Origin of the sequence: Enterobacter sp. CP102 (assembly GCF_025152625.1) — a bacterium.
Classification (GTDB): domain Bacteria; phylum Pseudomonadota; class Gammaproteobacteria; order Enterobacterales; family Enterobacteriaceae; genus Enterobacter; species Enterobacter soli.
In genome coordinates this window covers 1,846,875-1,873,474 of the sequence record NZ_CP104014.1, presented here as the reverse complement: position 1 = coordinate 1,873,474, position 26,600 = coordinate 1,846,875, and the positions used below count along the sequence as shown (strand labels likewise).

35 protein-coding genes are annotated in these 26,600 nt (G+C 50.2%); 15 read left to right on the top strand and 20 right to left on the bottom strand.

Annotation, left to right across the window (positions count from 1 at the left end; translation table 11 throughout):
• Positions 1-11 precede the first annotated feature (11 nt).
• Positions 12-908, bottom strand: coding sequence for a diguanylate cyclase (locus N1249_RS08765; RefSeq protein WP_259836818.1), 897 nt, complete (start codon positions 906-908; stop codon positions 12-14).
• Positions 909-1,069: 161 nt separating this feature from the next.
• Here N1249_RS08765 and N1249_RS08760 point away from each other — a divergent pair, with 161 nt between their 5' ends.
• Positions 1,070-1,570 carry a YbaK/prolyl-tRNA synthetase associated domain-containing protein gene (locus tag N1249_RS08760; protein ID WP_014069844.1) on the top strand — a complete coding sequence of 167 codons (501 nt, stop codon included), beginning with the start codon at positions 1,070-1,072 and terminating at the stop codon, positions 1,568-1,570.
• Between the two features lie 21 nt (positions 1,571-1,591).
• On the opposite strand, the gene yoaI is transcribed toward N1249_RS08760, so the two are convergent.
• On the bottom strand, positions 1,592-1,696 hold the full coding sequence (yoaI, locus tag N1249_RS08755; protein WP_088201837.1) for a small membrane protein YoaI: 105 nt from the start codon (positions 1,694-1,696) through the stop codon (positions 1,592-1,594).
• A 148-nt stretch (positions 1,697-1,844) separates the two neighbouring features.
• Here yoaI and N1249_RS08750 point away from each other — a divergent pair, with 148 nt between their 5' ends.
• A complete protein-coding gene (locus tag N1249_RS08750; RefSeq protein ID WP_014069842.1) occupies positions 1,845-2,291 on the top strand; it encodes a DUF441 domain-containing protein in 447 nt (148 codons plus the stop codon).
• Here N1249_RS08750 and N1249_RS08745 read toward each other — a convergent pair.
• A complete protein-coding gene (locus N1249_RS08745; RefSeq protein WP_259836816.1) occupies positions 2,275-3,066 on the bottom strand; it encodes a helix-turn-helix transcriptional regulator in 792 nt (263 codons plus the stop codon). The two genes, N1249_RS08750 and N1249_RS08745, sit on opposite strands and share 17 nt — an antisense overlap.
• A 99-nt stretch (positions 3,067-3,165) precedes the next feature.
• Here N1249_RS08745 and N1249_RS08740 point away from each other — a divergent pair, with 99 nt between their 5' ends.
• Positions 3,166-4,356, top strand: a complete 1,191-nt coding sequence (locus tag N1249_RS08740) for a CynX/NimT family MFS transporter (protein ID WP_259836814.1) — start codon at positions 3,166-3,168, stop codon at positions 4,354-4,356.
• A 31-nt stretch (positions 4,357-4,387) separates the two neighbouring features.
• Here the strand turns inward: N1249_RS08740 and N1249_RS08735 are convergent, their stop codons facing one another.
• Positions 4,388-5,095 (bottom strand): CTP synthase, encoded by a 708-nt coding sequence (locus N1249_RS08735; protein ID WP_014069839.1) that lies wholly within the window; start codon positions 5,093-5,095, stop codon positions 4,388-4,390.
• Between the two features lie 145 nt (positions 5,096-5,240).
• Between N1249_RS08735 and N1249_RS08730 the strand changes: the two genes are divergently transcribed.
• Positions 5,241-5,594, top strand: coding sequence for a DUF488 domain-containing protein (locus tag N1249_RS08730; RefSeq protein ID WP_259836811.1), 354 nt, complete (start codon positions 5,241-5,243; stop codon positions 5,592-5,594).
• Here N1249_RS08730 and N1249_RS08725 read toward each other — a convergent pair.
• Both N1249_RS08725 and N1249_RS08720 read right to left on the bottom strand, forming a co-directional pair.
• Positions 5,587-5,892: a hypothetical protein gene (locus N1249_RS08725; RefSeq protein WP_014069837.1), complete on the bottom strand. Its 306-nt coding sequence runs from the start codon at positions 5,890-5,892 to the stop codon at positions 5,587-5,589. The genes N1249_RS08730 and N1249_RS08725 overlap by 8 nt on opposite strands.
• A 73-nt stretch (positions 5,893-5,965) precedes the next feature.
• Complete coding sequence (locus tag N1249_RS08720) at positions 5,966-6,214, bottom strand: DUF333 domain-containing protein (RefSeq protein WP_259836809.1); 249 nt, start codon at positions 6,212-6,214, stop codon at positions 5,966-5,968.
• 317 nt (positions 6,215-6,531) lie between these two features.
• Between N1249_RS08720 and N1249_RS08715 the strand changes: the two genes are divergently transcribed.
• From N1249_RS08715 to yoaJ, 3 genes are read left to right on the top strand one after another with little or no spacing between them, the layout of a single operon-like run.
• Complete coding sequence (locus N1249_RS08715) at positions 6,532-7,560, top strand: sensor domain-containing diguanylate cyclase (protein ID WP_259838050.1); 1,029 nt, start codon at positions 6,532-6,534, stop codon at positions 7,558-7,560.
• Positions 7,561-7,605: 45 nt separating this feature from the next.
• On the top strand, positions 7,606-7,704 hold the full coding sequence (locus N1249_RS08710; RefSeq protein WP_014883431.1) for a YoaK family small membrane protein: 99 nt from the start codon (positions 7,606-7,608) through the stop codon (positions 7,702-7,704).
• The gene (gene yoaJ / locus N1249_RS23255) at positions 7,705-7,779 is read left to right on the top strand and encodes a protein YoaJ (protein WP_409193171.1); all 75 of its coding nucleotides are present in this window, start codon (positions 7,705-7,707) and stop codon (positions 7,777-7,779) included.
• Between the two features lie 54 nt (positions 7,780-7,833).
• On the opposite strand, the gene N1249_RS08705 is transcribed toward yoaJ, so the two are convergent.
• Positions 7,834-8,082 (bottom strand): GlsB/YeaQ/YmgE family stress response membrane protein, encoded by a 249-nt coding sequence (locus N1249_RS08705; RefSeq protein ID WP_259836807.1) that lies wholly within the window; start codon positions 8,080-8,082, stop codon positions 7,834-7,836.
• Between the two features lie 431 nt (positions 8,083-8,513).
• Here N1249_RS08705 and yncL point away from each other — a divergent pair, with 431 nt between their 5' ends.
• Positions 8,514-8,606, top strand: a complete 93-nt coding sequence (yncL, locus tag N1249_RS08700; RefSeq protein ID WP_071881227.1) for a stress response membrane protein YncL — start codon at positions 8,514-8,516, stop codon at positions 8,604-8,606.
• A gap of 35 nt (positions 8,607-8,641) precedes the next feature.
• Here yncL and N1249_RS08695 read toward each other — a convergent pair whose 3' ends face one another.
• The gene (locus N1249_RS08695) at positions 8,642-10,174 is read right to left on the bottom strand and encodes an EAL domain-containing protein (RefSeq protein WP_259836803.1); all 1,533 of its coding nucleotides are present in this window, start codon (positions 10,172-10,174) and stop codon (positions 8,642-8,644) included.
• Between the two features lie 261 nt (positions 10,175-10,435).
• On the opposite strand from N1249_RS08695, the gene N1249_RS08690 reads away from it, so the two are divergent.
• The gene (locus N1249_RS08690; protein WP_259836801.1) at positions 10,436-11,947 is read left to right on the top strand and encodes a cyclic diguanylate phosphodiesterase; all 1,512 of its coding nucleotides are present in this window, start codon (positions 10,436-10,438) and stop codon (positions 11,945-11,947) included.
• Here the strand turns inward: N1249_RS08690 and N1249_RS08685 are convergent.
• The 7 genes from N1249_RS08685 to N1249_RS08655 all read right to left on the bottom strand — a co-directional run bounded on the left by N1249_RS08685 (position 11,924) and on the right by N1249_RS08655 (position 16,113).
• Positions 11,924-12,622: a hypothetical protein gene (locus N1249_RS08685; protein WP_259836800.1), complete on the bottom strand. Its 699-nt coding sequence runs from the start codon at positions 12,620-12,622 to the stop codon at positions 11,924-11,926. The genes N1249_RS08690 and N1249_RS08685 overlap by 24 nt on opposite strands.
• Before the next feature lie 259 nt (positions 12,623-12,881).
• On the bottom strand, positions 12,882-13,127 hold the full coding sequence (locus N1249_RS08680) for a YmjA family protein (RefSeq protein ID WP_259836798.1): 246 nt from the start codon (positions 13,125-13,127) through the stop codon (positions 12,882-12,884).
• Positions 13,128-13,526: 399 nt separating this feature from the next.
• A complete protein-coding gene (locus N1249_RS08675) occupies positions 13,527-13,664 on the bottom strand; it encodes a DUF2514 domain-containing protein (RefSeq protein WP_259836796.1) in 138 nt (45 codons plus the stop codon).
• A gap of 110 nt (positions 13,665-13,774) precedes the next feature.
• Positions 13,775-14,224, bottom strand: coding sequence for a hypothetical protein (locus tag N1249_RS08670; RefSeq protein ID WP_259836795.1), 450 nt, complete (start codon positions 14,222-14,224; stop codon positions 13,775-13,777).
• Between the two features lie 92 nt (positions 14,225-14,316).
• Positions 14,317-14,745, bottom strand: a complete 429-nt coding sequence (locus N1249_RS08665; RefSeq protein WP_259836785.1) for a hypothetical protein — start codon at positions 14,743-14,745, stop codon at positions 14,317-14,319.
• 238 nt (positions 14,746-14,983) lie between these two features.
• Complete coding sequence (locus N1249_RS08660) at positions 14,984-15,478, bottom strand: hypothetical protein (RefSeq protein WP_259836783.1); 495 nt, start codon at positions 15,476-15,478, stop codon at positions 14,984-14,986.
• A 371-nt stretch (positions 15,479-15,849) separates the two neighbouring features.
• The gene (locus N1249_RS08655; protein WP_259836781.1) at positions 15,850-16,113 is read right to left on the bottom strand and encodes a hypothetical protein; all 264 of its coding nucleotides are present in this window, start codon (positions 16,111-16,113) and stop codon (positions 15,850-15,852) included.
• A 333-nt stretch (positions 16,114-16,446) separates the two neighbouring features.
• On the opposite strand from N1249_RS08655, the gene N1249_RS08650 reads away from it, so the two are divergent.
• Entirely contained in the window at positions 16,447-16,818 is a 372-nt protein-coding gene (locus tag N1249_RS08650; protein WP_259836779.1) for a hypothetical protein, read from the top strand.
• A 13-nt stretch (positions 16,819-16,831) separates the two neighbouring features.
• Here N1249_RS08650 and icd read toward each other — a convergent pair whose 3' ends face one another.
• On the bottom strand, positions 16,832-18,082 hold the full coding sequence (gene icd / locus N1249_RS08645; RefSeq protein WP_014069829.1) for an NADP-dependent isocitrate dehydrogenase: 1,251 nt from the start codon (positions 18,080-18,082) through the stop codon (positions 16,832-16,834).
• Between the two features lie 544 nt (positions 18,083-18,626).
• Between icd and N1249_RS08640 the strand changes: the two genes are divergently transcribed.
• On the top strand, positions 18,627-19,541 hold the full coding sequence (locus tag N1249_RS08640; protein ID WP_259836778.1) for a LysR family transcriptional regulator: 915 nt from the start codon (positions 18,627-18,629) through the stop codon (positions 19,539-19,541).
• 29 nt (positions 19,542-19,570) lie between these two features.
• On the opposite strand, the gene N1249_RS08635 is transcribed toward N1249_RS08640, so the two are convergent.
• The 4 genes from N1249_RS08635 to N1249_RS08620 are packed head-to-tail and all read right to left on the bottom strand — an operon-like array spanning position 19,571 to position 23,278.
• Complete coding sequence (locus N1249_RS08635) at positions 19,571-20,431, bottom strand: fumarylacetoacetate hydrolase family protein (RefSeq protein WP_259836776.1); 861 nt, start codon at positions 20,429-20,431, stop codon at positions 19,571-19,573.
• 27 nt (positions 20,432-20,458) lie between these two features.
• Positions 20,459-21,067: a L(+)-tartrate dehydratase subunit beta gene (ttdB, locus tag N1249_RS08630; protein WP_259836775.1), complete on the bottom strand. Its 609-nt coding sequence runs from the start codon at positions 21,065-21,067 to the stop codon at positions 20,459-20,461.
• Complete coding sequence (ttdA, locus tag N1249_RS08625; protein ID WP_259836774.1) at positions 21,064-21,963, bottom strand: L(+)-tartrate dehydratase subunit alpha; 900 nt, start codon at positions 21,961-21,963, stop codon at positions 21,064-21,066. The genes ttdB and ttdA overlap by 4 nt, the downstream gene beginning before the upstream one ends.
• A gap of 19 nt (positions 21,964-21,982) precedes the next feature.
• Complete coding sequence (locus tag N1249_RS08620) at positions 21,983-23,278, bottom strand: MFS transporter (protein ID WP_259836771.1); 1,296 nt, start codon at positions 23,276-23,278, stop codon at positions 21,983-21,985.
• Between the two features lie 369 nt (positions 23,279-23,647).
• On the opposite strand from N1249_RS08620, the gene rluE reads away from it, so the two are divergent.
• Genes rluE through hflD form a run of 4 tightly spaced genes read left to right on the top strand, consistent with a single transcriptional unit; the run spans position 23,648 to position 26,581 of the window.
• Complete coding sequence (gene rluE / locus N1249_RS08615; RefSeq protein ID WP_259836769.1) at positions 23,648-24,286, top strand: 23S rRNA pseudouridine(2457) synthase RluE; 639 nt, start codon at positions 23,648-23,650, stop codon at positions 24,284-24,286.
• 10 nt (positions 24,287-24,296) lie between these two features.
• The gene (locus N1249_RS08610) at positions 24,297-24,770 is read left to right on the top strand and encodes an NUDIX hydrolase (protein ID WP_259836767.1); all 474 of its coding nucleotides are present in this window, start codon (positions 24,297-24,299) and stop codon (positions 24,768-24,770) included.
• A 40-nt stretch (positions 24,771-24,810) separates the two neighbouring features.
• Positions 24,811-25,923, top strand: coding sequence for a tRNA 2-thiouridine(34) synthase MnmA (gene mnmA, locus N1249_RS08605; protein WP_041162214.1), 1,113 nt, complete (start codon positions 24,811-24,813; stop codon positions 25,921-25,923).
• 28 nt (positions 25,924-25,951) lie between these two features.
• The gene (gene hflD / locus N1249_RS08600; RefSeq protein WP_259836765.1) at positions 25,952-26,581 is read left to right on the top strand and encodes a high frequency lysogenization protein HflD; all 630 of its coding nucleotides are present in this window, start codon (positions 25,952-25,954) and stop codon (positions 26,579-26,581) included.
• The last annotated feature ends 19 nt before the right edge of the window (positions 26,582-26,600 follow it).

Genomic DNA, 26,600 nt, shown 5'->3' with positions numbered 1-26,600 from the left:
GGCTGTTTTCTTTAATCGCTCACATTCAGACAATCCAGCCGCCGGTTAATCAGAATGGTGCAGTTGCGGCCGTTTTTTTTGCCCTTATACAGGGCCATATCTGCACGCTCCAGCACTTCACGCAGCGATTCATCCCGATGAACATGCGTTAAACCCGCCGAGAATGTAATGCGAATACGGTGCTCACCCGCCTCGGTTTCCCCTGCGGCAATCGCCCGTCGAAGCCGTTCTGCCGCGAGGGTCGCCGCACGATCGCTCTCGGCCAGAAGCAGAATAATAAACTCTTCGCCACCATAACGATAAACGGACTCATCGCGGCGAATATTGTCTTCCAGATTAATCGCCAGCGATCGCAACACCGTGTCACCCGCTAAGTGACCGTAGGTATCGTTAATCTTTTTAAAATGATCGACATCGAGCAGCAGCAGATATAACCCATTCTCACTGTACTGGGCATTCATGCTGTCAAAAGACTCGTCGAGAATACGGCGCAAGGGTTGGCCTGTCAGCGCGTCATAGCTGGTTCGCAATTGCAGTAAATGCACTTTATACCGTGTCAGCGAATCGGTGAATTCCAGCAGCGCGGTCTCAAACCGATCGAAATTACGCTGCCGCTGCAACGCACATTCCAGATCCGTAATAAGCTGACGACAGGCCTGATGCACCGCGATATGTTTTTTATTAATATCGAGAAGGTAATTTCTGTCCACGCCTTTCGCTGCGAGTTGTTCATTCAGCCAGCCTCCGAATTCGCAGTGATTATGTGCCTCACCGCAGGTGATTTCTGGCAGGTCAACATCACGGCTGGCCACAAAACGCAGCACCTTCACCAGCCATTTAAAGTGGGCATCGGTCGCGCGATTCAGCCCCCGAACAATCGCGTCTATCTCCTTGTATTTCCTGTTCATTACTTCACCACTCCTGTGATAATACCGGAGTTTGATAATAACAAACTGAATTTCAACTTTTGTCACTCTGCGTATATAACCGCCAATTCTGAGGTGCGCACCAGCGAAAAAATCTGTGTTAATGTACAACGCTGCGATTGGCATAAAACAGGTAAAACGCGATGTCTGATGAAGTAAAAGGTACTGATACCCACCAGCAACTTATCGCTTTATTAACCCAGCAACAGGCGCAGTTTCGCGTGGTGGAACATGACGCGGTGGGAAAATGCGAAGCGGTAAGCGAGATCCGCGGCACCGATCTTGGGCAGGGCGCAAAAGCGCTGGTCTGTAAAGTGAAGGGAAATGGCGTTAAAAAGCACGTGCTGGCGATCCTGGCCGCCGACCAACAGGCAGACCTCAGCCAGCTTGCCAGCCATTTTGGTGGGCTTAAAGCATCACTCGCCAGCCCAGCGGAAGTGGATAACCTGACAGCCTGCGTTTTTGGCGCTATACCGCCTTTTAGCTTCCACCCGGACCTTACGCTGGTCGCCGACCCGCTGCTGTTCGAGCGTTTTGACGAAATCGCCTTCAACGCGGGTTTACTGGAGAAATCCGTGATTATGGATACCCAGGATTACCTGCGCATTGCGCGGCCTGAGCTGGTTGCTTTTCGGAAAATATAACGACTGCGGCTGGCGAATCAGTCAGCCATGTTTTTCCAGAAAAATAACTGACGCCACCAGAATGATTGCAATGGTAAAAAACGAAGACGAGATAATCAGCGTTTCGACAAACATTTGATCGTTCATCATGTATACCCTTTTGCTGTGACTGGTTCTTTTTTATCCTCCGCAAATGACAGTCACATGACAGCGATAAGATCTTTTTATAAAAGCTGTTTGCCGGAATTTTTACGCGTAAAGTAAGCAGGCTTACTTTTTTTGGCAAGGATGACACATGTTTGACCCTACCCTGTTAATTCTTATGGGACTCGCTGCACTGGGCTTTATTAGCCATAACACCACAGTTGCCGTATCAATACTGGTGCTTATTATCGTGCGCGTCACCCCGCTAAATACTTTTTTCCCCTGGATTGAAAAACAGGGCCTGACGGTCGGGATTATCATCCTGACGATTGGGGTGATGGCGCCGATTGCCAGCGGTACGCTTCCGGCGTCGACGCTGCTGCATTCGTTTGTAAACTGGAAATCGCTGGTTGCCATTGCCGTCGGTATTTTTGTCTCATGGCTTGGCGGGCGCGGGGTAACGCTGATGAGTTCCCAGCCATCGCTTGTCGCCGGGCTTCTGGTGGGCACCGTCCTGGGCGTGGCTCTGTTCCGCGGCGTGCCGGTTGGCCCGCTGATTGCCGCAGGCCTGGTGTCACTGTTTATTGGGAAGTCCTAGAAAGTCCCGCCACATAGCGGGCAGGTGTTTGCCCTAACCCTTTTCTGAACATCGTGATAAACGCGGTGGTGGAGTCATAGCCAAGCGACTGCGCCACCTGCTGCACGGAGCGCCCGCTAATCAGCAGCTGTAGCGCCACAATAAGCTGTAGCTGATGCCGCCAGCGTCGAAAGCTCAGCCCGGTTTCTTTCACCACCAGCCGTGCCAGGTTGCGTTCGCTCATCGCAAAGTGGTTCGCCCATTGCGCCAGGGTCTGCCATTCGGCGGGTTCCTCGGCCATTCGTTCACTCATAAAGCGGATTTTAGGATGCGGCGAAACCGGCAGTTGCAAATGTTCCTGCGGCTGTTGCAATAGTTCGTCAAACAGCACATCGACGAGCCTTAAGGTGGCCGGCAGATGAAGTTCTTCGCGGGTTCTGGACGCAAGGGACAGGATTAGCTCCCGCACCAGCGGCGATATCTTGAGCGTACAGCAGCGATCCGGCAGGCTGACCGCACCAGGTTCGATAAACAAAAAACAGAGCTGGGCGCTTGGCGTGGCTTTATTACTGTGCGGAACCTGGCCCGGGATCCACACGGCATATTGCGGTGGCACCATCAGCATGGCGTTTTCAACTTCACAGGTAATTGCGCCGCCCAGCGCCAGAATCAACTGCCCTTTGCGGTGCTGGTGTTGCGGTATGTGTTGCTCTTCAGCGACAACACGAATTCGAAACGCCACCGCAGCATCATGCTGGCTGTCGGGGTCGTAACCATCAAGTCCCAGGCCGATCATAAAGTTGTCCGATATTAGCGATAAACTGTCATTTTAGCTTGATTTCAACACGCATAAAAATCGGTATCGTGTGCCCTCGCCTCAACGCCAGAGAAAATAATGACCACTGCTGATATTCGACCTTCAGGGAAACAGGGAGCACTGCTGATCGCAGGCATCCTGATGATTGCCACCACGCTGCGCGTGACCTTTACCGGCGCGGCCCCCTTGCTTGACACTATTCGCCATGATTACGGGCTGAGCACAGCGCAAACCGGCTTGCTCACCACGCTTCCGTTGCTGGCGTTTGCGTTAATCTCCCCGCTGGCGGCGGGTCTGGCCCGGCGTATTGGCATGGAACGAAGCCTTTTTGTCGCCCTGATGCTGATTTGTGCCGGTATTGGCATTCGCTCTTTGCCTTCTGCTGCGCTGCTGTTTACCGGCACCGCGATTATTGGTTGCGGGATTGCGCTTGGCAACGTGTTGCTGCCAGGGCTTATCAAACGTGATTTCCCAGGCCAGGTCGCCAGAGTAACCGGCGCTTACTCGCTGACCATGGGCGCAGCAGCAGCGCTTGGCTCCGCGCTGGTTGTTCCGCTGTCACTGGGTGACGCAGGCTGGCACGGAGCATTACTCATGCTGATTGCCTTCCCGCTGGTAGCCTTGCTGCTCTGGTTGCCGCAGTGGCGGCGCACTCCTGTTGCCACGGTGACCGGCGCCGGGGCGCTGCATAACCGCGCCATCTGGCGCTCTGCCCTCGCCTGGCAGGTGACCTTATTCCTTGGCATCAACTCACTGATTTATTATGTGATTATTGGCTGGCTGCCGGCCATTTTGCAAAGCCACGGCTATAGCGAAACGCAGGCAGGTTCCATGCATGGCGTGTTACAGCTTGCCACCGCAGTACCGGGGCTGGCCGTGCCGCTGATCCTCCATCGCCTGAAAGATCAGCGAGGGATCGCAGGATGCGTGGCGCTGATGTGCGCTGTCAGCGCGGCAGGTTTCTGGTTTGCACCCGGACTTGCCCTCGTCTGGACGGTGGTATTTGGCTTTGGCTCAGGGGCCACGATGATCCTCGGCCTGACGTTTATCGGCCTGCGCGCCAGCTCGGCGCACCAGGCAGCGGCATTGTCGGGGATGGCGCAGTCGATTGGTTATCTGCTTGCAGCGTGCGGCCCGCCGCTGATGGGGAAAATTCACGATTCGGCGGGCGACTGGCGAATTCCGTTGATGGCCTGTGCGCTCGCTTCCATTGTGATGGCCGGATGCGGCGTGCTTGCCGGGCGCGATCGGGAAATCACACCCCGCTAAACACAGGGCAGACCGGGAAGCCTGCCTTTAGTTATCCACGCGCTGCGCGCAGCATGGCCTGCGCCAGCACCACAGGACGGCCGTCCAGCGCCGCGCGTTCGTGCTGGAACAGGGTGATCACAAAGAACGGATGCGTGACCAGCTCTGCCGCGCGGATCTCGCCCTGCTCGTCCCAGCCCGTGACGCGCATATCGCCACTTTCAAGCTCCTGGGCGAATTCTGGCGAGACGCCGTAGTTGCAGTGATACCCTTCTTCAATCTCAGGTTTACCGTAGGCTTTTGCGATAAGCGTATTGTTGCGCAGTTCGATGGCGTCGGTTTTTTCCACCAGCGAGCAGGTTAATGGTGCAATCACCATTGTCCCTTCGGTGTCGGTTTCCGCATGTCCGGCGTCATCCCAGCCCAGCACGTTGCGGGCATACTCAATCAGCGCGTGCTGGAATCCACCGCATGTCCCAAGGAATGGCACGCTGTTTTCACGTGCATAACGCGCGGCAATAAAAGCGGCTTCGGCATTTTTATACGGGCTTGCAGGAACCAGCCAGATGGCATCGTAGCCCACCAGGTCTTCCGGGCTGGTTAATTCCGTTGTGGCAAGCCAGTCATAATCGGCGGTGAGTTCAAGTACAGCGGCAGCGTCATCAATTGCCAGCGGGATCGCCTGATGCGCAATCACGTCAGGATTGTAATCGCCAACCAGGGCAATACGCAGCGTGGTTTTAACCGGGGAGAGTTCCATGAGAGGTTCCTTATGCCAGAGTATTATCAGATAACATAAGGAACCTCAGACTACCGATCTTTTGCAATAATCACAATACCTTAAAATTAGTTGGTAAAAACCGTAGTGCTATAGTGTGTAGGCCGACACATCATGGAGAGAGACGATGATTCAATGCAAACGTGTTTACGCCGGGGCGAGCTCAGAGGACGGTTATCGGGTTCTGGTAGACAGATTATGGCCGCGCGGGATCAAAAAAACAGACCTCGCCTGCGATGAATGGTGTAAAACGCTAACGCCGTCGAACGAGCTGCGCAAAGCGTTTCACAGCGAGACGATTGATTTTGACGCTTTCAGTCAGGCGTATCGGGAAGAGCTGGCGCAGCATCAGGATGAAGGGCTACGCCTTGCCGAACGGGCAAAAAAACAGACCGTCACGCTGCTGTATGGCGCTAAGAATACGCAGCAGAATCACGCGCTGGTGTTAGCCGACTGGCTGCGCCATCTTAAAATCAGCTGATTGCCAGCTCATTATGGGTTTGCGGCGCTTCGTCAGGCTGAAGTGGCATCAGGTGTTCGGGGCGCACAAACGCAAAACCATGCTGATTATCGAAGGCATAGACATCACCCGTTACCAGCCAAAGCGCGCGGTCGGCTGTCGCTGGCAGCTGAGTCATGACGCCGTTTACCGGATTCACAAAACGTAAACCCGGCTGACACAGACCAAACAGCTCGACAGATTTACCGATATTACGACGACCAGCAGTGGTACGCGCGCCAATGATCATGGCCAGGCTGCCCGGTTTTAACTGAAACATACTTCTCTCGCAGTGAGTATTGTTAGGTAAGAATAATCCTAAAGAGAAGTGTATCGCAGTCCTGATACTGCTGTCACCTGGCAGGTTGCGGGTGGTCGCGACGATACAGCTCCCATTCATCCATCACTTCGCCGCCCGGTAATTTGCACTCCGTGCGCACCCCTTGCGGGCTTTGCACCGGAACCTGAACGCCCCCTTTTTGCAGGCAGTAAACCGAGGCAGGATTAGCCATCCCTACCTGCGGTGGTTTTGGGGCGTCTGGTGGCGTTGCTGTTGAACAGGCCGCAAGCGGCAGTATCAGCGCAAGTAACAGATATCTCATTCTTTATCCTTTTTTTATTTACGAAACCTTAGCCTAATCAACTGACGCTACTTTCTCCATGATTTCTCCATTAAACCTGCACTTTTCAACTTTATAGTGTGCTGGTTCTCGATATGACCAGAGAACATCATTCCGTAATCAAGATGTCTTTGCCCCGGTCTCAACAACGGGGCTTTTTTTTCGCCCTTTTTCCCGTCACCGTCCCCCATCAGATATATATTAAATTTCGTATATTCGTGTTTTACTATGGCCAGAGCCGAAAATTTCAGCATAACATGCAGATGCAGACGTCTTCTGTATGGGAGTCTACCTACGTCATGTCGGATATTATCCTTGCCCGTGTTTCAGAAACTCTCGCCACGGAACAATCCCTGGAAAGTCTGGTACGTCAGTTACTGGAGATGCTGGAGATTGTGACTGAAATGGAGTCGACCTATCTGACGAAGGTCGATATCAGTGCGCGATTGCAGCATATTTTGTATGCCCGTAACAGCAAGCAGATGCAGATCCCGGAAGGGCTGAGCGTTCCCTGGGGAGACACGCTGTGCAAGCGCGCGATTGATAGCGATACGATTTTCAGTAACGACGTGGCCGAACGCTGGGCGGACTGTGATGCCGCAAAAGCCCTTGGCATCACCACTTACATGAGTATTCCCATTCACCTGGCTGATGGTTCGCTTTACGGTACATTGTGTGCAACCAGCACCCAGAAAAAACAGCTCAGCGATCGCGGCGAGCAGGTGCTGAGACTGTTTGCCGGGCTGATTGCCCAGTATATCCAGAAAGAGTCCCTGGTCGCTCAGCTGCGTGAAGCCAATGCAGCCCTGATTGCCCACTCGTATACGGACGCCCTCACCGGCCTGCCTAACCGTCGTGCGATTTTTGAAAACCTCACTACCCTGTTTTCGCTGGCGCGCCACCTTAATCGCACTGCCATCATCGCCTTTATCGACCTGGACAATTTCAAACTCATTAACGACCGTTACGGCCATGAAACGGGCGATCAATTTTTGGTTGAGGTGGGAAAAAGGCTGACGCAGGAACAGACTGAGGACGAAATCATCGGTCGACTGGGTGGCGATGAGTTTCTGGTAGCCTGCCTGAGCAAGGGTGAAAACGAAAGCGATAACACGCAGATAAACGTGCTCAAAACCCGTATCAGCGCCCGGATAGCCGGGGAATACTGGCTTGGAGACGTCCATATTGTCTATCCTGGCGCCAGTCTTGGTGTGGTGGAAGTTGACCCCAGCAGCACGGATGCCGACAGCGCACTGCGCGCCGCAGACGTCGAGATGTATCAGGATAAAAAAGGAAAAAGCAAAACACGCTTTCTCACTCTGGATTAAGCCCGTACACTCTACGGCGTTATGTAAACCGAGACAGGTGATGGTATGAGAATTGGAATACTCTTCCCGGTCGTTATTTTTATAACGGCAGTGGTTTTTTTAGCATGGTTTTTCGTCGGCGGTTATGCCGCGCCAGGGGCGTAAATGAGAAAAACAACCATCATTATGTTGATCATCGCCATCGTGGCCGTCGCCGGAACACAGTTTGGCTGGTGGTAATGCTGCCCAGTAAAAAGGCCGCCATCAGGCAGCCTTTTTTAACGCCTGTCAGGCTTAGCTTTTGATTTTTCTGTAGATAAACAGAACAACCAGCGCGCCAATCACCGCAACGGCAAAGCTGCCAAAATTGAAACCGTCAACTTTACCAAAACCGAAGAAGGTGCTGATCCAGCCCCCAACAACCGCGCCCACTATCCCCAGCACTATGGTTACGATAAAACCACCACCATCTTTGCCTGGCATAATCCACTTCGCCAGGATCCCCGCAATCAGCCCAAAGATAATCCAGGATATAATTCCCATAACTTTCCTCTCTGTATGGTTTTTTGTCATTAAATCAACGACACAAAAAAGGATAGCACAGGATGCACAAAAGGAAATTTGTGATAAGCATCACGAATGCCATTTTGGTGGGTAAAGCATTCTTCACATGCCAGCCACAAAACACGGGAAAACATCTCTTTTGCAAACACACAATAAACGCGGGGTTGCATCTTTTATTGAGAAAGATTATCTTTCTCAACACTGAGTAGTTGAGCAAAACACTCAGGTATTCAGTACGACATTGCTCACATTGCTTCCAGTATTTCTTGCCCACTTTCTAGTGGGCTTTTTTTTCTTTCAGCCCCCCTTATCTGGCAGGCCAGCGCAAAACCGATGTGATTTACCGTTTATTCCTGCGGAGTTTGGCGCTATTCTTACCAGCCTGTGCACAAAGGAATGTCTTTGATAACATGAACGTATCAAGCAAGTTTGTGATTTGCCTTAACCTTGTTTCTGCCAGCACGCTGCTGTTGTTGCTGTCTGCCAGGTTTGAGTGGTTCTGAGCCGCCAACGCCCGGGCTGTTCCCCGGCCCGGCGTTCAGACCTTTTCTTCCTCATACACCCTGATCTCTTCTTTAGGTTTCGAGAGCAGGAATTTAATGAACTCAACGTACGAAACGGGTTTACCGAAATAGTACCCTTGCAACAGGTTGATTTGATTGCGGTTCAGATATTCTAACTGTTCTTTTGTTTCAACGCCTTCCGCCACAATGCTTAACGACATTTTCTTCGCAATCTCGATGACGCAGTCCAGAAGAATGGTCGAATCTTTCTGTTCCGATACCCGGCTGACAAAACTTTTATCGATTTTGATGTAGTCAATGGCCAGCGCATCGAGGCATGACAGCCCTGAATAACCGGTACCAAAATCATCCAGAGCAATCACAAACCCCGAATTATGCAGCGTATTAAGATTTTCGATAAGTTCAGGGTTATCGAGCAGGGGCTCCCGCTCGGTCACTTCCAGAACCAGCTTGATCTTTTTCCCCTTGAATCCCTGGCCAAAGGTGTTGCAGTCCCCGATAAATGTCGGGGAATTAATATGCCGGGCGCTGATATTCACCCCAATGTGAAATCCATCCGGTAGTTTCGGAAGCAACGGTTTTAGCTGGCTGACCACTTTTCCCATCAGCCCTTTCGTCAGCGGGATGATTAAACCACTGCGCTCAGCAATAGGGATAAACACGTCAGGGGGAATAAAACCTGATTTCGGGTGTTTCCACCTGGCCAGTACCTCGACACCGTATAGCCCACCGGTCTTGCCATTCATAATCGGTTGATAGAACGGCACAATGTCGCCTTTGATGATGGCTTTACGCAGGTCCTCTTCAAAGGTGGTGCTTTTACCTGCATACCGGCGCCACAAAATGCCCACCGCGACGGAGAGGATAAAGACCAACAGCATCAGGCTCCATCCCTGCTGGAGCAGCCGCGTCATATCGAAGAACGCAGGGTTCTGCCAGGCCATGCTGAAAGGAAAGAGCGCTGATGACGCAAGCGTTGTCGATGGTTGCAGCGTTGGCAGTGGGCTAACATCCCCCGCACGCGCAAGCTGCTGTTTATTCACCAACAACGCCAGGTTTTCAGATGTCCCCGCGATCGCGTCACGCAAATGCGCATCGCTGACGCTAATGATGACTCGCCCACCCGATATCGGACGCTGGAAAACCAGCACCGGGACCCCATTAATTAATCGGTTCCCGGGCAACAGCATTAATTTTTCGTCCGGTAAGGTTTCGGGATGAATAATTAACACCCCATTTCCCGGCAAAGAGGTACACATGATAGTACCGCCCTGCTCGATCATAATTGCGCGCAGATGGGGTTTAAGCGCAGCCTCTGTACCTAATTCCAGTTGCCCACCGCTGGTACAGCCCTGCGCTGCAACACGTTGCGCAGTATCAGCTGCACTCACCGCTTCATTAAGGATGGCCTCTATTTTAAGGGTGCTGGATTTAGCAGCCCCGGCGGAGTTTAACGTCGCCATGTGCCAGAGCTGCCAGTTGATTGTCAGCATCCCCGCCAGAAAGAGGAAGACTGCACTCAGGATTGGGATAAAAGCGTTGCGCACGATTTTTCCTTAAAAAAAGAAAAAACAAGCATTTAGTTATGTTGAATTAGAGGGTTAGGCTAACTCAGCGCCGCTTATGAAGATAAATACAGCATAGCTGAAATCTGACCCACAAGCCTCGGGGCAACAGGAAAACTGGTAGCGCCATCGCGAAACAAAACACCATCGCGTAAAGTAACCTACCGTTATTACCAGGCTTGTGCCTTTTACTGCCTGTGTTAAGATTCGGAAAATCAGGAGGCAGAAAGGACGCAGAAAAAAATGAAGAAGATCATTGCGGTTTCGCTCATTTCAACCTTTCTGGTCCTGCTCTCGTTTTATGCTGTGAATGCCATTATTCTGGAGCAACAGAAAAACAAGCAGCTTGAGATTTCAGATACCCTCCTGCAATACTCCGAAGGTTTATCCCAAAGCGTAGCAACCGCACTAAAAAGCGTAACTGCACAGGGATGTGATAAAGCAAGTCTGGATAATTACCGAAAGTTAAAACTTGATAGCCTTTACTTTGGTGATATTGGTTTTATTGAGAACGGTAAAATTGCCTGTACCGCTTTTTGGGGAAAACTGACTACGCCCGTTAGCCTTCCTTCTGAATTACATAAAACACCCAAAGGTTTTATCCTGGCGCAGTTCTCGCAAAAAGATTTCTTTACCGGCAATGCGGCGATTTACAACAACATTATTATATTCACCTCACGCTTTGCCTACGATAAATTTACCCCTGTCACCGCAAGCTACTCATTAAGCTCAACCACCAAAGACTTTGGCAGAACATTTTTCACCGTCAACCCGGTTATCGAAAAAAGCAGCTGGCTGCCCTCCCGTTTCTTTACCCTGACGATTACCCAGTGCAGCTCGCGGTGGGATTTATGTGTGATAGTAAAGCATCATGATGCGGGTCTGGCGTCGTTATCCATAGCCATATTTATCCTGCTGACGGTCGTCTTGTACTTTATCTGGATATCCATTTCGCTCTATTCGTTCAGACTTTACGAGGACCGTTTCTCGCTGGAAAAGACGCTGGTCAAAGCCGTGAAAGCGAATACCATCGGCGTGCACTACCAGCCCATCGTCCGTCCGGGTGATAAAAAAATCGTCGGCGTTGAGGTACTTTCCCGCTGGCAAGACAGTAATGCTATGGATGTATCACCCGAACTCTTTATACCTCTCGTTGAGAAGTTCGGACTTTATGATAATTATTACACCAATATCATTAAGAAATCCTTCGCCGAGATATCCAGCCTCGCGAATGAACACCAGCTATTAATTTCACTGAACGTCGGGCGTATCGAAATTGAAGACGGGATGTTCAGTAAAATTTTACGCCGCGAGTGTCTGCTCAACAACATCCCGTTGTCGCTGATAAAAATCGAGCTTTCTGAAAAGGCGGTTGCCCATCACGGCATTCTTATTGATTTTTGCAAAGAGTTAAAATCGATGGGGGTTAAAATCTCTATCGATGATTTCGGCGTACAAAACTCGAATATTGCACGGTTGGCCAACCTCGAATATGACGAAATTAAAATAGACAAATCTCTCGTAGATGGCATCAGTGAAAGCTATAAAAAAGATATCTTCGTTATCTTTTGCGATGCACTGTTAAAGTTGAACAAAACCCTCGTTTTTGAAGGGGTGGAGAATGAAACACAATATGCGTTTATCTCTTCACGTTACCGCGACTCGCTGATCCAGGGTTGGTATTTTTCAAAATCACTCAGCCGAAACGAACTGGCGAAAATCCTCACAGGCTCAGTCGACTCCCCCAACCGCTAGCGTAACGGGGTAACAGCGCGTCCAGTTGTAATTGATGCGCACCAGTTTGAGTTTTCCTGCAACCTCCCCGTACCGCTGTGATTCACGCTCGAGGAAGAACGCCCTCAGAGACGCGGGTAAGCGTTCCGCCCCATAGCGCAGCAGGGTCGTATGCCAGAATGGCGCGGGTAATGGTGTTTTCGCGTGGCGCAGCAGCAACTCGTCTTTCCAGGGGGAATTCAGGATCTGCTCGCAAAACGCCTGCCGAAGTGCTGCCGCGGGTTTTTCGGGTACTCCGGCGAGAAGTAACTGCCCGGGTAACGCCACCAGCCGTAAGTCGCGGATAGTGACAGTTCGCCCCTCAAAAGGTGACCAGGCCCCGATCAGGCGATCTATCTTCGCGGGTAGAGGTTCATTTTCTTCATATAACGGCAGCGTCAGCGGCACAAACGTGAAATGAAAACCACTTACCGGTTGCAGATAGACCTGCCTGTCGTTTCGGGTCAGAGACTGAAGTTCACTGAACAGCACTTTAATGGGGCCGGACATCTGCGGCTGAAAACCGGTCGCCAGCGCAAACTTCTGCGGTGCATAATACGCTTGTATCGGGTTGCCAGGATCGATACTCTCACGCCAAATCGCCCGCGTTTTCTGGTTGGTTGAGCTGTAGAGGTGGTCTAACTCAGGCATTTGCATTTCATATTCCAACAATAAAGCCGTCATATTCAGGCTGTAGATTAGCTGGCAAAATCACTCATTTGGTAAAAACGTGAAACTATCTTTAGCGGTTCCCCTGATACTCTTTTTCCTGACGCTGATGTTCGCCCTGTTCGTCGAAAAGCCCTCTTCGCACGTTGTACGAAAAAAATGCCTGTGGTCCGATAGCGTCATGCTGAGCTGCATAGCAAAACATCAGGGCAAAGCGTTTTAAGCGTACGGCACGGCACTTTTGCCGTTACTCGTTACCCCATTGATTCAGGAAGTTGGCGATATCATCAATGCGCAATGCATTAATGCCAGCTTCACTGGCCATCTCTTGCTGCGCTTCTTCGCTGATTTCTTCGTTGTTCATTAAACGGGTCAGCAGCAGCTGGAAATAGTTCGCAAGCGAGTCACGCTCTGCCTCGCTCACCGTTTGCGCGGCTTCAGTCGAATACTCATCTACGATGTCGTAGTATTTCAGGGGGATGTCGTTATTCATCTTGTCTCTCATCTGACGATTAGCGGGTTCTACACTGCGCATCTTAAGGGTAAACGCCTGCTTCTTACAGATATACGACACGAAAAAAAACGGGAAACCCTATGCAACAACAATAAAGTCCACCACTTCACCCACAGCAGTAATTAGTACGTATTCCTTTTATTTTTCTGTATAGTTACTTGCTGCACTTGAATAATCCTAAAAAAAATAATTATTTACCACCAGCTACATACACACGTAATTTAAAGCAAAATATTACACTTCACAGCAATGACATTACTCACACTATGGTTATCATCTCTTCGCCCTAGAAAGGTGTTGTGTTTGAAGAAAAATAAAATCTCTAATCTGTTTTTACGGGCATTCCTGGAGCTGTGAATCAAAAGGATGCCCGTCTTTTTATCTGCTCGTTTTCTCCTGTCTTATTATTTTTCCATAAATTTGTTCGCAGGTTTGTCCTGCGATGTAAGCCCGGTCAGCTTCTGCTGCATAGATACCCGCTCTTTTGTCAGATTCGCTAAGCAGCTGACCTAGCACTCGGGCGGTCTCGACTTTGCTGTGCCTGTTGCGGCATTTGTTGCCATCACAATGGAGTTAACCTGGTGATGGCTGCAATAAACCGTTCATAAGCAGTTCTGACTGCTGTTTTAAAATCTTGGCGTTATTCCGTACTTCGGTATCTTTACGTTAGCAGCCCAGACTTTGATATCGTTCTGAAGCAGCAAAGTGAAATCCGACTTGAGGTGGTTAACCATCTCATTGACCTTGTCTGCATCATTCACTGCAAAGTGTTCAATCCTGCTCTTCCCGACTGATGAGCATCTATAAGTAGCCGGGACATCCTTTCCGTTCACATTAAGCAGGCCTTTTTTTTCTCCACAGTCGCCATCGGATATAAAAGATACCAGCATATTGGCTGATCCCCGTCCTGCTTGAGAGATGCTTATCATGACGGGCAATCCCTCTGAAGTCTGCGTAATGTCGTAAAGCACAGCATCTTTCTCATACCAGGTATTGTATTCCCTTTCCTGAAAGGCTGAGTATGAGGGTGACGATATCGCCACCAAAAATGCGATTGTAATAGATTGAATTTTCATCGGTATTTAACGTTGTGTTTAGTAAAATTTATTATTCATATTGTGCTAAAAACAACAACAACCTAAGATTAATCCTACTACTTTTAGCGGTGCTAAATCCGTCCTGTGGTTTGGCTTCGCTCATGGTTTTCCTCAGTTGATGTTTGCTGCTGTTTCTCTATGTCACAAATTCCAGCAAAGTTGTTATTGCCCTTTACGGTTTCATTGGTGCTGTAGTCGATCAGGGAGTTAAGTCTGTTGGCATATTCAGCAACCGGGTTGAACCGATTACAGTTGAAAATCTGAGTGGCGTTCACTTTCTTGCATTGCTCCTCGGTAGCAGTCATGCCTTTTACGACACGTTTGCCGTCGATAACTGTCACACCATGGCAAAGCGACCGTACGCCACCAGGATCCATCACAGCAACGAGCGCATTGCCTTCTTTCTCGCTGATGAACTGGTCGAACAGCACAGGGGCTGAAGCGCCAGCGGCGATCAGTGAAAGCATGGCTGCGCTGAGTTTTGCTCTTGTCGATGCCATGTTAATTATCCTGTGGTGGCGCGGAAATGTAGCCCTTCTTCAGGGCCTTCTCGTATGCCTTTGTCTGGCATATATCGGATCATCTCTACCTCCTCGCGTATTGGCGGGAGCTGTGTGTAAGAGATCAGGCCCTCAGGGAGATTTGACCGGTAGGCATGTCGATGATGGTTCCCGGGGCCTGAAAATGAAAAAGGCTGCTCAAAGCAGCCTCCACAGATTGATTAACAAAGATAAATTATTACTTGCGTACTTTTGTGCTTGTATAACCAGATCGTTGAGTTGTTACGCGGGAGGATGTGTGGGTGTCGCCACATTCAACGCAAGCAAAAGTGTCAGTAATGTTATAACGCTCTTCAGTCCAAGATTCATGAAGTATTATCTGCTTACCTACATCAGGGCCGTGACCACCCACATTACCCATATTTTTTATATTTTTACGCGGTATCGCTGAAATAAATTCCTTCTTTGAATCCACCCGTTGCACAGCGAACTCAGTATTGCAGGACTTACAACGAGAGTCTGCTGACAGAAAGTGATAGATGATTTTTCTTGCAGGAACCAACGCAACACCTGTAAAAGCTATCAAACTGGAAATCCGTAGAAATGAGTCGTTGGGAAGAAAACTAATCGCTATAAAGCTAATCACAAATGCGGAAATAGCACCAAAAATCCAGGATTTAATGTTTACAGAATTTTGTATTTTTATTTGCGAACCAGAAAGATTTCTATCCATATGCATCCCAAAGAATACGGGTGAAACTCATCCATCAAGCGAGGATGCAAAAAGCACATATCCAAACCCGATAGCACCAGAAGTATTATCGGAACAGGAATGGAAATGTTTAGTACTTATGAGAAAAAATCAGTAAAAATGGATAATATCGGGTCGTACCACAATGTTGCTTCTGAAACCTTAGGGTCCCAGGCCGTGGGTTTGGTGCGAGAAAACGTGTGCCCATCTCGCGCTCAACGAAAGGCCAAGAAAAACGCCAGACTATGAATCACCCGCAGAGCGTTTTAACCAATGTGTTGCATCCATCGGTTGAACTCACAGCCAGAAGCGGACTCTATAAAAAGAGTAATGAGGAAGTTCGAGTAAGGGCATTAGTACTCAAATGAAACTCCAGTCATTGCTTTTAAGAACTTACACAGGTCATCCCCTGCATCCTCAATCGTATGAAAACTAGCAGAGTCTACACACCCGGATTCACGCTCATTAAGACGGGCGACGAATGGCGGCGTTGGATCTTGTCCTGTTAGGCTTCTGAACCTGACAGCATCAACACGCCAGCGATACATTTCTCCATATCGCTGTACTCCCCTGATGCCTGTACTGGTGTTTTTCGTGGCTTTAATAGAAATTGGCATAACGGATTCCCTATGACCAGGAATGAAAGTCATGGCTGCATGATTTTCGTAGAATTTTACAGAAAAATTCCATTGCAAACTACTAAATAACAGAAGAAATCACAACTGCTTTAATAACAGTATTTATTCTAGCTGACAGCTGTAATTTATTTCCACAGTAAATCAGCACATCATACATAAAAAGTGGTTCCTCTGAATTATCGTTACTCTGTTCTTTTTTCTTTGCTTTCCTCAAGTATGTTCATTAGCCCCGTATCGGCGGATATCGAACCTGATAATGTAGCCAATGCAACGGCAATCATTAAGGACATGGCCGTTACGATATGTGGAGACATGGACTATACCGGTTATACGAAATCCAGCGCACTCTCTGCCGAAGCAACTGTTAAAGTTAATAATCTTCTAAAACAAGTCGCCGACATTGGTGGCTCTGTTAAGGGGGATATCTCAAATAAGGGTTACTATGGGGTTTTACAGGAGCAACTGGGGACAACAATTAAGGATAATCAGGAGTGCAGGAAACACGTCTGGGATGATTTGAAGGTGATGTTTGTCAAACCTCTTACCTTGCCAGAACCTGAATCCAAGCCGCAGCAAGGGCCACATATTCAAATGAGTGATGTTGAATGCTCGCCTGTAATTTTTGATATCCGTTCGAAAACTAAGAATAAAAACGGGAACCAATCGGCTCCCGTTCTCGTTTAACCCAGAGTCTGGGTTACATGTTCGCGATAATCGCGTCGCCAAACTCTGAACATTTCAGCAGCTTAGCGCCTTCCATCAGACGCTCGAAGTCATAGGTGACGGTTTTCGCGTTAATCGCGCCTTCCATACCTTTAACGATCAGGTCTGCGGCTTCGAACCATTCCATGTGACGCAGCATCATTTCTGCGGACAGGATGATAGAGCCTGGGTTTACTTTGTCCTGGCCTGCATATTTAGGCGCAGTACCGTGGGTCGCTTCGAACAGCGCGCACTCGTCGCCAATGTTCGCACCCGGGGCAATACCGATACCGCCAACCTGCGCCGCCAGGGCGTCAGAGATGTAGTCACCGTTCAGGTTCATACAGGCGATCACGTCGTACTCAGCAGGACGCAGCAGGATCTGTTGCAGGAACGCATCGGCGATCACATCTTTAATGATGATCTCTTTGCCGGTGTTCGGGTTCTTAATCTTCTGCCATGGGCCGCCGTCGATCAGCTCGCCGCCGAACTCTTCGGTCGCCAACTGGTAGCCCCAGTCTTTGAACGCGCCTTCGGTGAACTTCATGATGTTGCCCTTGTGAACCAGGGTCACAGAGTCACGGTCGTTGGTGATTGCGTATTCGATTGCTGCACGCACCAGACGCTTGGTCCCTTCTTCGGAGCACGGCTTGATGCCGATACCGCAATGTTCAGGGAAGCGAATTTTCTTCACGCCCATCTCTTCGCGCAGGAATTTAATCACTTTTTCTGCGTCAGCAGAGTCAGCTTTCCATTCGATACCTGCGTAGATGTCTTCTGAGTTTTCACGGAAGATAACCATGTCGGTCAGTTCCGGGTGTTTCACCGGGCTTGGGGTGCCCTGGTAGTAACGCACAGGACGCAGACACACATACAGATCCAGTTCCTGACGCAGAGCCACGTTCAGGGAACGGATACCGCCGCCGACTGGGGTAGTCAGTGGGCCTTTGATAGCAACACGGTAATCGCGGATCAGGTCCAGCGTTTCTGCTGGCAGCCAAACGTCCTGGCCATAAACTTGAGTAGATTTTTCACCGGTGTAAATTTCCATCCAGGAAATTTTACGCTCGCCTTTGTAGGCTTTCTCAACAGCGGCATCAACCACTTTCAGCATTGCAGGAGTAACGTCTACACCGATACCGTCACCTTCGATGAACGGGATTACCGGGTTGTTTGGAACGTTAATTTTGCCGTTTTGCAGGGTGATCTTTTTACCTTCCGCCGGAACAACTACTTTGCTTTCCATTAACCTCTCCTTCGAGCGCTTCTGGTTGTTACTGATCTTATGTTAATAAATTGTAATGAGCCTTTCGATAGTACCTGATTGTCTGCCGCCATGAAAGGTCTTCGTTATTAGTCTATAATGCGGCAATTTGCACCGTCTGAAAATCCCCTAAAACGAATGGCTCACAGAAGGCTTCCCGCAAGGGCGCTGCTCTCTGGAGTCTGGGCTAATGACCATATCATTACTCCGTGATTTGAGGAACTTATGAACCGATTCAGCCCAACCCGTTATGTGAGATAAGCAGGATTTTTGCTTTTTTATGCGTAAGAAACAGACTGCCCATCCCATTCCCCTCCCATCTGTACCAGGAATTTACGCAACTGCGTGATAAAACCCTGTGAATAAATGCATTCACAGACAATATGCAGGAGCAAAATGCGGCTTCGGTATCATTTATCAGTGATGCATCTCTCTATTTAATGCCACACACCTATAACCAGATTAATAAAATGGTTATTATCTTTTCTGGTTTTTCTCCAACCCGAGATATTCTCAGAGAGCACGTGTGGATCTCCATCATCTACGATGTTTTATTGTTGTCGCCGAAGAATTACATTTCGGGCACGCGGCGCAAAAAATGAATATGTTACCTTCTGCACTGGGACGCTGTATTAAGCTCCTTGAAGAAGGACTGGGCACCCGGTTGCTGACGCGTTCGACACGCAGTGTATCCCTGACCTCACATGGTGTACTGCTTTTACCGGAAGCAAGAGATCTGATTTCTCGCGCCGATGAAATTGAAAAACGTTTCCAGAAATTATCGCGCTATCAGGCAAGGAAGTTGCGAATTGGCGCGATAGACAGCGCTGCAGTTCGACTGGTCCCTCATGTACTGCACCGTTTTCGCGAGCTCTGGCCGGACGTCGACATCAGCTTTGTGGAAGATAAATCATCCCGTCTTTTACCAAAGCTGAAGTCCGGCATTCTGGATCTTGTTTTTATTCGCTCACCCGAGACGGATAATAATGCACTGGAGTCACGGTTATTATTCCATGAGAACGTTATCCTCGCGATTTCTGAAAAACATGCGTTCGCGAACCGTACAACGATAGATGTTCGTGATTTACGCGATATTCCCTTAATTGTGCCTGAAAAGCATGTCCGGCCCCACAGCTATAACCTGACGCTTAGCCTGTTCGATAATATGGATTTCAAACCCAAACTTATTCAGATTGCTGATGAAAAACAGACCATCATTAACATGGTCGCGGCCGAACTTGGGGCCGCCATTATGCCTCGCTGGGTGAGCCGCATGGCGTCGACGAATACCCGATTCATTGAGATCGGCGAAGGCTATGACAACATTCGCCACAAACTTCCTGTCTCTGCCGTCTGGGTGAAAGGGGTACGCGATGACGTAAGAGATAATATGATGCAGGTTGTTACCGATGAGTTGCCGTTTATCGCCAGCCAGTATTAAAAAAGCGCCGCAATTGCGGCGCTTTTTTGTCAGCAAGCCATGGCGTTAGACAACGCGGTAACCTGGTTAACCAGGCGGCCGATCTTGCCAATCTCCACCTCGATGACGTCCCCTTCTTTCATAAACAGAGGCGGCGTGCGCTTTTTACCCACGCCGCCAGGTGAGCCGGTAATAATGACATCACCCGCCTGCAACGGGCTAAAGCGGGAGATATATTCAACCAGAATGGCAACCGAGTTGATCATATTGTGTGTAGAATCATTTTGCACACGATTACCGTTCAGCCAGGTGCTGATCGCCAGATCCTGCGGGTCGCGGATTTCGTCGCTGGTCACCAGCCAGGGACCAAACGCCCCCGTCTTACGCCAGTTCTTACCAGAAGTGAACCAGGTGTACTGCATATCCCGCACAGAACCATCCATAAAGCAGCTGTAGCCTGCCACATGGCTTAAGGCATCATCCCGGTGCACATTATCCGTGGTTTTACCGATGACAACGGCCAGCTCACCCTCATAGTCAAATTCGTTGGTACTGTCCGGCTTGCACACGACCTCGCCGTGCGCGGACAAGGTGTCCGGGAAGCGAACAAACAGCGTTGGCGCATCGATGGTCTGGTCAAACTCAATACGCTTATCCATATAGTTCATGCCAACACAGAAGATTTTACCGGGGTTTTCGATAACCGGTAAAAAACGGATATCGTCCGCGTGGAAATCGGCTTTGCCTGAAATAAAGGCAGGTAGCTCGCTCAACACATTTCCGGCGATAGCTGATTTTAGATCCGGGAAATAATCCGTCAGGCGCTGCCCCATATCAAATACACGTTCGCCGTCGATGCAGCCCCACGTTTTTTCACCGCTGAGCGGATTAATAAAACTCAATAATTTCATGATAAACCTCTGAATCTGGGCTACGCGTTATTTGATAAATTTGATGTGCTGGTTTATTTCTTCAATTGCCGGTAATTTCCGCGCGTTATAGATTTTCTTGTTTTCCTCAAACAGATTATTTCCTTCGCAATCAATGGAAATAATCAGTGGGCCAAACTCTTTTACCCGGTTAACCCACAGCGTTTCGGGCATCCCCAGGTCACGCCAGTGTGCGGCTTCGATTTTTTCCACGCAGGTTGCGGCCAGCACCGCACAGCTCCCCGGGAAGACCGCGTGAACCGCTTTGTGGGTACGGCATCCCTCCTCCGTATTCGGGCCCATGCCGCCTTTGCCGACAATCAGCTTCACACCCGTTTGCTCGATGAACTCTTTTTCGAATTTCTCCATGCGCATACTGGTGGTTGGCCCAATGGAGATCATTTCGAATTCGTTTTCCCCCTTTTCCACCACAATTGGTCCGGCGTGAAAAATGGCCAGCCCTTTAAGATCAACAGGTAGTTCACGCTTCAGCTCAATTAAACGACGGTGTGCCACGTCACGACACGTCACCAGCGTCCCGGTCAGGTACACCACATCACCAGGTTTCAGGGATAATAAATCTTCGTCTTTAATTGGCGTGGTAAGTACTTTTTTCATAATACAGCCCCCTGGTGGGAAATAATGTCGTAAGAGAGATCTGAATTAAAACGAATAGCGCCACGGCGGTGCGCCCAGCAACCGGTTGATACCGCCACCCCAATGGTCGACGGATGGCGCGCAGAGGATTCAATATTGACCCCCATCACCGATGCTTTCCCTCCCACACCCTGCGGACCCAGGCCTACGCTATTCAGCCCCTCTTTCAGGAGTTCTTCCATTTTTGCAGCGTCCGGGTTGGGATGTGACGAATCAACCGGGCGGAGGATCGCTTTCTTGGAAAGACGCGCAGCGGTTTCGACCGAAGTCGATACCCCAACCCCCACCAGCAGCGGCGGGCATGCATTGATGCCATAGGAAGTGATCACGTCAAAGACGAACTCGTTCACACCTTCATAGCCCTGGCCTGGCATCAGGACTTTCGCCGCACCCGGTAATGAACAGCCGCCTCCCGCCATATACACCTCAATGGTGCAACTGTCGTCATCAGGAATGATGTCCCAGTCCATCCACGGAACGCGGGAGCCAATGTTGGTGCCGGTATTTTTCTCAATAAAGGTTTCCACGGCATTGTGGCGCAGCGGTGCTTTGATCGTGGCTTCTAATGTTGCCTCTCTCAGGATGGACTCCAGCCCGCTCAGATACGGGAATTTCGCTCCGCAGGTAATGAAATACTGAATAACACCCGTGTCCTGGCAGCAGGGGCGGTCAAGTTCATCCGCCTTTTTTTGGTTTTCAAACATGGAGTCATACACCGCTTTCGCCAGCGGCGCGTCCTCTTCGGCACGCAGTTCATCCAGTTTTTTCATCACGTCCGTTGGCAGGCGTTTGCCGACATAGCCGGTAAAACGGGTCATGACGTCTGTTAAAGTCGAAATTGCTTCAGATGTATTCACAATATGCTCCAGCTGTTTCTCAGGCTAACGCGGGTTTGTCCGCATTGCGTTTACGAATAATGTCGATAGCGAGGGTAAGGACGGCAGAAAGCACCAACATTCCGGCCACGCAGTACAGCGCGAGCGAGAAGTCACCGGTCGTTTCTTTAAGCCAGCCAATCAGTGCAGGGCCGGCAAATCCGCCAAGGTTGCCGATAGAGTTAATGGCCGCGAGGCCTGCCGCGGCCGCCGGGCCGTTGAGGAACAGTGACGGAATACTCCACAGCGGTGGTTTGCACGAAGAGATACCTACGTTGGCAATCACCAGCGCCAGGATGGCCAGCGGCAGGCTATTCACTGACCCGGCCAGCACAAAGCCCAGGCAGGCAAACAGGCAAGCGCCCACCACATGCCAGGTACGCTCTTTTGTTTTATCTGAGTGTTTTGCCCACAGGATCATGGCCACAATAGCGGCAGCGGCCGGGATCGCATTAATCATGCCAATCTGGAACGTCGTCAGACCGAAAGATTTAATAAACTGCGGCGACCAGATATTCAGCGAATAGAGCCCTGAAGATGTACCAAAATAGACAATTGCCAGGGTCAGAACACGAATATCAGTGATCCCTTTCCAGATACTGGTTTTCGCCTTCTGTCCTTTATTTTGGTTTTCATCCGCCAGCGTTTTAATCAGCCACTGCGTCTCATCTTTATTTAACCAACGGTTTTTTTCAGGACTGTCGTTGAGATAAAAGAAGGTGAAAATACCCAGCAGAATTGCAGCTATCGCATCCAGCATAAACATCAGCTGCCAGCCTTTTAGCCCTAACGCACCATTCAGGCTTAAAATCGAGCCTGCAAGCGGTGAGCCCAGCATGGACGAGATCGGTGCCGCCGCCATAAAGAAGGCGATAACTTGAGCCCGGCGCTTAATCGGGAACCAGGTACTTAAATACAGAATAATACCTGAGAAAAAACCGGCTTCAGCAACACCGAGTAAAAAGCGCAGGATATAAAAACCCATTGCCGTTTTTACGAATACCATACAGGCAGCGATAATTCCCCAGCTCACCATAATGCGGGCGAGCCAGATGCGCGGGCCGACTTTTTGCAAAATTACATTAGATGGGATGTCCGTTATAAAATAACCGATAAAAAACATCCCAGCCCCCAGGCCGAAAACCGTGGACGAAAAACCGAGGTCCTGGTTCATGGTCAGAGCGGCAAAACCAATGTTTATTCTGTCAAAAAAAGCAATAAAATAAGCGAACATGACGAAAGGGACTATTCGCCACGATATTTTACGAAGGGTAATCTGTTCTATTGCAGAGTTCATATCATATTTCCATCAGTTAATATAATAATGACAGGCAAGGTTACGAGGTAATGTGTAACTGACTGACGCTAAAACTATGTCAGGAAATAAAAGCAGGGTCATTCCGTGGAGATTATATAAAAAATGCAAATAATGTGTTTATTGCTATTTCTGGGGAAATAAATTGACCTTAATCAATTTAGCCAGCCCCTTTCCCTCTTTTCATACCGAAATACGTGCGTTTTTTTACATTAATAGAACAGGGGTGGGGATGACTCAAAAAACCCTATCTGTGACAAGTATCAAAAATATGACGCGTCAAAATTACCCGACCAGCCTCTTCCAGCAGTGTGCTATCCTCTGTGGCATTACCGTGCTGACAAAATCCCCATGAAATACGCAACCAACACCAAAACCACCTTCAAAAATCGACGTCCTGATCGCTCCAGCGCGAAACAAGCCAGCAAAAAGCCGCAACAAAACGGGCCAAAGCGGGTGATTCTGTTCAATAAACCCTACGATGTTTTGCCGCAGTTTACCGATGAAGCCGGGCGCAGCACGTTGAAAGACTACATTCCCGTGCAGGGCGTTTACGCCGCCGGGCGTCTGGACCGTGACAGCGAAGGGTTACTGGTGTTAACCAACGACGGCGGGCTTCAGGCGCGCCTGACGCAGCCGGGCAAACGCACCGGTAAAATCTACTTTGTCCAGGTTGAAGGTGAACCCGACGAAGAAACGCTGGCCAGATTACGCACGGGCGTGACCTTAAATGATGGCCCCACCCTGCCCGCGGGTGTTGAGCTTGTGAGCGAGCCGGAGTGGCTCTGGCCACGCAATCCGCCCATTCGTGAACGTAAAGCCATTCCTACCAGCTGGCTGAAAATCACCCTGTATGAGGGGCGTAACCGCCAGGTCCGCCGCATGACGGCCCACGTGGGTTTCCCGACTCTGCGCCTCATTCGTTACGCAATGGGCGACTACACTCTGGATACCCTCGCGAACGGCGAATGGCGCGACGTTGCCCCTTAAAGGAGAAAACATGTTTAAACCTCATGTCACCGTTGCCTGTGTAGTGCACGCCCAGGGTAAATTCCTGGTCGTTGAAGAAACCATTAACGGGAAGGCGCTCTGGAACCAGCCTGCCGGCCATCTTGAAGCAGACGAAACGCTGGTTGAGGCTGCACGCCGCGAGTTGTGGGAAGAGACAGGCATTCATGCAGATCCGCAGCATTTCATTCGTCTGCATCAGTGGATTGCCCCCGATCGCACGCCGTTCCTGCGCTTCTTATTTGCCATTGAGCTTAGCGAAACGTGCGCCACTGAACCGCATGATGACGATATCGATCGCTGCCTGTGGGTCACTGCCGACGAGATCCTGAACGCGCCAAACCTGCGTTCACCGCTGGTTGCTGAGAGCATTCGTTGTTATCAGAACGGAAACCGGCTACCGCTTGAGATCGTTGCAGAATTTAACTGGCCGTTTACAGAGGGTGCCAATGGTGGGGGCGCGTGATAGAATACGCCGCCTTGAAGTTCAATGTCGTGAGTATTCCATGTCAGATAACAGCCAGAAAAAAGTGATCGTCGGCATGTCCGGCGGTGTCGATTCCTCCGTTTCCGCCTACCTGTTGCAACAACAGGGCTATAAGGTGGAGGGCCTGTTCATGAAGAACTGGGAGGAAGACGATGGCGAGGAATACTGTACGGCCGCAGCGGATCTCGCCGATGCGCAGGCCGTTTGCGATAAGCTCGGCATCGAACTGCATACCGTTAACTTTGCCGCAGAATACTGGGACAACGTGTTTGAACTCTTCCTGGAAGAGTACAAAGCCGGCCGTACCCCAAACCCGGATATTCTGTGCAACAAAGAGATCAAATTTAAAGCCTTCCTGGAATTCGCCGCAGAAGATCTGGGCGCAGATTACATTGCGACCGGGCACTACGTGCGTCGCGCAGATGTGAATGGCAAAAGCCAGCTGCTGCGTGGCCTGGATGGCAACAAAGATCAGAGCTACTTCCTTTATACACTCAGCCACGAGCAGATTGCCCAGAGCCTGTTCCCGGTCGGCGAGCTGGAAAAACCAGAAGTGCGTAAAATTGCCGAAGAGCTTGATCTCATCACCGCGAAGAAAAAAGATTCCACCGGCATCTGTTTTATCGGCGAGCGCAAATTCCGTGAGTTCCTCGGTCGCTACCTGCCAGCCCAGCCGGGTAAAATTGTCACCGTTGACGGTGAAGAGATTGGCCAGCATCAGGGCCTGATGTACCACACTCTCGGCCAGCGTAAAGGTCTGGGCATCGGCGGTACCAAAGAAGGTAGCGAAGATCCGTGGTACGTCGTCGACAAAGATGTTGAAAACAATATCCTGATCGTGGCTCAGGGCCATGATCACCCGCGTCTGATGTCCGTTGGCCTTATCGCCCAGCAATTGCACTGGGTAGATCGTGAGCCGGTAACAGGCACGCTGCGTTGCACGGTGAAAACACGCTACCGTCAGACCGATATTCCTTGCACTGTTACCGCACTGGATGACGATCGCATCGAAGTGCGTTTCGACGAACCTGTTGCTGCCGTCACCCCGGGTCAGTCTGCCGTTTTCTATAGCGGTGAAATTTGCCTGGGTGGTGGGATCATCGAACAGCGCCTGCCGCTGCCCGCTGTTTAACAGCGATTGCACACATAAAGGAGAACGTGTGGCGAAGAATTATTACGACATCACCCTGGCACTGGCGGGAATTTGCCAGTCAGCCCGTCTGGTGCAACAGCTTGCGCATCAGGGTCATTGTGACGCTGACGCCCTGCACGTTTCACTGAACAGCGTTATCGACCTTAACCCTGGTTCTACGCTCGGTGTTTTCGGTGGCAGTGAAACCAATCTTCGCCTCGGTCTTGAGACGCTGCTCGGCGTACTTAACGCCAGCAACCGTCAGGGTTTAAACGCGGAACTGACCCGTTACACGTTAAGCCTGATGGTGCTGGAACGAAAATTAAACGCAGCCAAAGGGGCTCTGGATACCCTCGGCGACCGCATTAGCGGGTTACAGCGTCAGCTCGATCACTTCGATCTGCAATCTGAAACCCTGCTGAGCGCCATGGCAGGCATCTATGTTGATGTGGTAAGCCCACTGGGGCCGCGCATCCAGGTCACCGGCTCCCCTGCCGTGCTGCAAAGTCCACAGGTGCAGGCGAAGGTTCGCGCCTCGCTGCTGGCTGGCATTCGTGCTGCCGTTCTGTGGCATCAGGTCGGCGGTGGCCGCCTGCAATTAATGTTTTCTCGTAATCGCCTGACAACTCAGGCAAAACAAATTCTTGCTCATTGTTAACCTCCCGGAGTTGCGAATT

Excerpts from the sequence above, each read along its gene's own strand:
- N1249_RS08765 (WP_259836818.1), bottom strand. The coding sequence starts at position 908 with ATGAACAGGAAATACAAGGAGATAGACGCGATTGTTCGGGGGCTGAAT.
- N1249_RS08760 (WP_014069844.1), top strand. The coding sequence starts at position 1,070 with ATGTCTGATGAAGTAAAAGGTACTGATACCCACCAGCAACTTATCGCT.
- yoaI (WP_088201837.1), bottom strand. The coding sequence starts at position 1,696 with ATGAACGATCAAATGTTTGTCGAAACGCTGATTATCTCGTCTTCGTTT.
- N1249_RS08750 (WP_014069842.1), top strand. The coding sequence starts at position 1,845 with ATGTTTGACCCTACCCTGTTAATTCTTATGGGACTCGCTGCACTGGGC.
- N1249_RS08745 (WP_259836816.1), bottom strand. The coding sequence starts at position 3,066 with ATGATCGGCCTGGGACTTGATGGTTACGACCCCGACAGCCAGCATGAT.
- N1249_RS08740 (WP_259836814.1), top strand. The coding sequence starts at position 3,166 with ATGACCACTGCTGATATTCGACCTTCAGGGAAACAGGGAGCACTGCTG.
- N1249_RS08735 (WP_014069839.1), bottom strand. The coding sequence starts at position 5,095 with ATGGAACTCTCCCCGGTTAAAACCACGCTGCGTATTGCCCTGGTTGGC.
- N1249_RS08730 (WP_259836811.1), top strand. The coding sequence starts at position 5,241 with ATGATTCAATGCAAACGTGTTTACGCCGGGGCGAGCTCAGAGGACGGT.
- N1249_RS08725 (WP_014069837.1), bottom strand. The coding sequence starts at position 5,892 with ATGTTTCAGTTAAAACCGGGCAGCCTGGCCATGATCATTGGCGCGCGT.
- N1249_RS08720 (WP_259836809.1), bottom strand. The coding sequence starts at position 6,214 with ATGAGATATCTGTTACTTGCGCTGATACTGCCGCTTGCGGCCTGTTCA.
- N1249_RS08715 (WP_259838050.1), top strand. The coding sequence starts at position 6,532 with ATGTCGGATATTATCCTTGCCCGTGTTTCAGAAACTCTCGCCACGGAA.
- N1249_RS08710 (WP_014883431.1), top strand. The coding sequence starts at position 7,606 with ATGAGAATTGGAATACTCTTCCCGGTCGTTATTTTTATAACGGCAGTG.
- N1249_RS08705 (WP_259836807.1), bottom strand. The coding sequence starts at position 8,082 with ATGGGAATTATATCCTGGATTATCTTTGGGCTGATTGCGGGGATCCTG.
- yncL (WP_071881227.1), top strand. The coding sequence starts at position 8,514 with ATGAACGTATCAAGCAAGTTTGTGATTTGCCTTAACCTTGTTTCTGCC.
- N1249_RS08690 (WP_259836801.1), top strand. The coding sequence starts at position 10,436 with ATGAAGAAGATCATTGCGGTTTCGCTCATTTCAACCTTTCTGGTCCTG.
- N1249_RS08685 (WP_259836800.1), bottom strand. The coding sequence starts at position 12,622 with ATGCAAATGCCTGAGTTAGACCACCTCTACAGCTCAACCAACCAGAAA.
- N1249_RS08680 (WP_259836798.1), bottom strand. The coding sequence starts at position 13,127 with ATGAATAACGACATCCCCCTGAAATACTACGACATCGTAGATGAGTAT.
- N1249_RS08670 (WP_259836795.1), bottom strand. The coding sequence starts at position 14,224 with ATGAAAATTCAATCTATTACAATCGCATTTTTGGTGGCGATATCGTCA.
- N1249_RS08665 (WP_259836785.1), bottom strand. The coding sequence starts at position 14,745 with ATGGCATCGACAAGAGCAAAACTCAGCGCAGCCATGCTTTCACTGATC.
- N1249_RS08660 (WP_259836783.1), bottom strand. The coding sequence starts at position 15,478 with ATGGATAGAAATCTTTCTGGTTCGCAAATAAAAATACAAAATTCTGTA.
- N1249_RS08655 (WP_259836781.1), bottom strand. The coding sequence starts at position 16,113 with ATGCCAATTTCTATTAAAGCCACGAAAAACACCAGTACAGGCATCAGG.
- N1249_RS08650 (WP_259836779.1), top strand. The coding sequence starts at position 16,447 with ATGGACTATACCGGTTATACGAAATCCAGCGCACTCTCTGCCGAAGCA.
- icd (WP_014069829.1), bottom strand. The coding sequence starts at position 18,082 with ATGGAAAGCAAAGTAGTTGTTCCGGCGGAAGGTAAAAAGATCACCCTG.
- N1249_RS08635 (WP_259836776.1), bottom strand. The coding sequence starts at position 20,431 with ATGAAATTATTGAGTTTTATTAATCCGCTCAGCGGTGAAAAAACGTGG.
- ttdB (WP_259836775.1), bottom strand. The coding sequence starts at position 21,067 with ATGAAAAAAGTACTTACCACGCCAATTAAAGACGAAGATTTATTATCC.
- N1249_RS08620 (WP_259836771.1), bottom strand. The coding sequence starts at position 23,278 with ATGAACTCTGCAATAGAACAGATTACCCTTCGTAAAATATCGTGGCGA.
- rluE (WP_259836769.1), top strand. The coding sequence starts at position 23,648 with ATGAAATACGCAACCAACACCAAAACCACCTTCAAAAATCGACGTCCT.
- N1249_RS08610 (WP_259836767.1), top strand. The coding sequence starts at position 24,297 with ATGTTTAAACCTCATGTCACCGTTGCCTGTGTAGTGCACGCCCAGGGT.
- mnmA (WP_041162214.1), top strand. The coding sequence starts at position 24,811 with ATGTCAGATAACAGCCAGAAAAAAGTGATCGTCGGCATGTCCGGCGGT.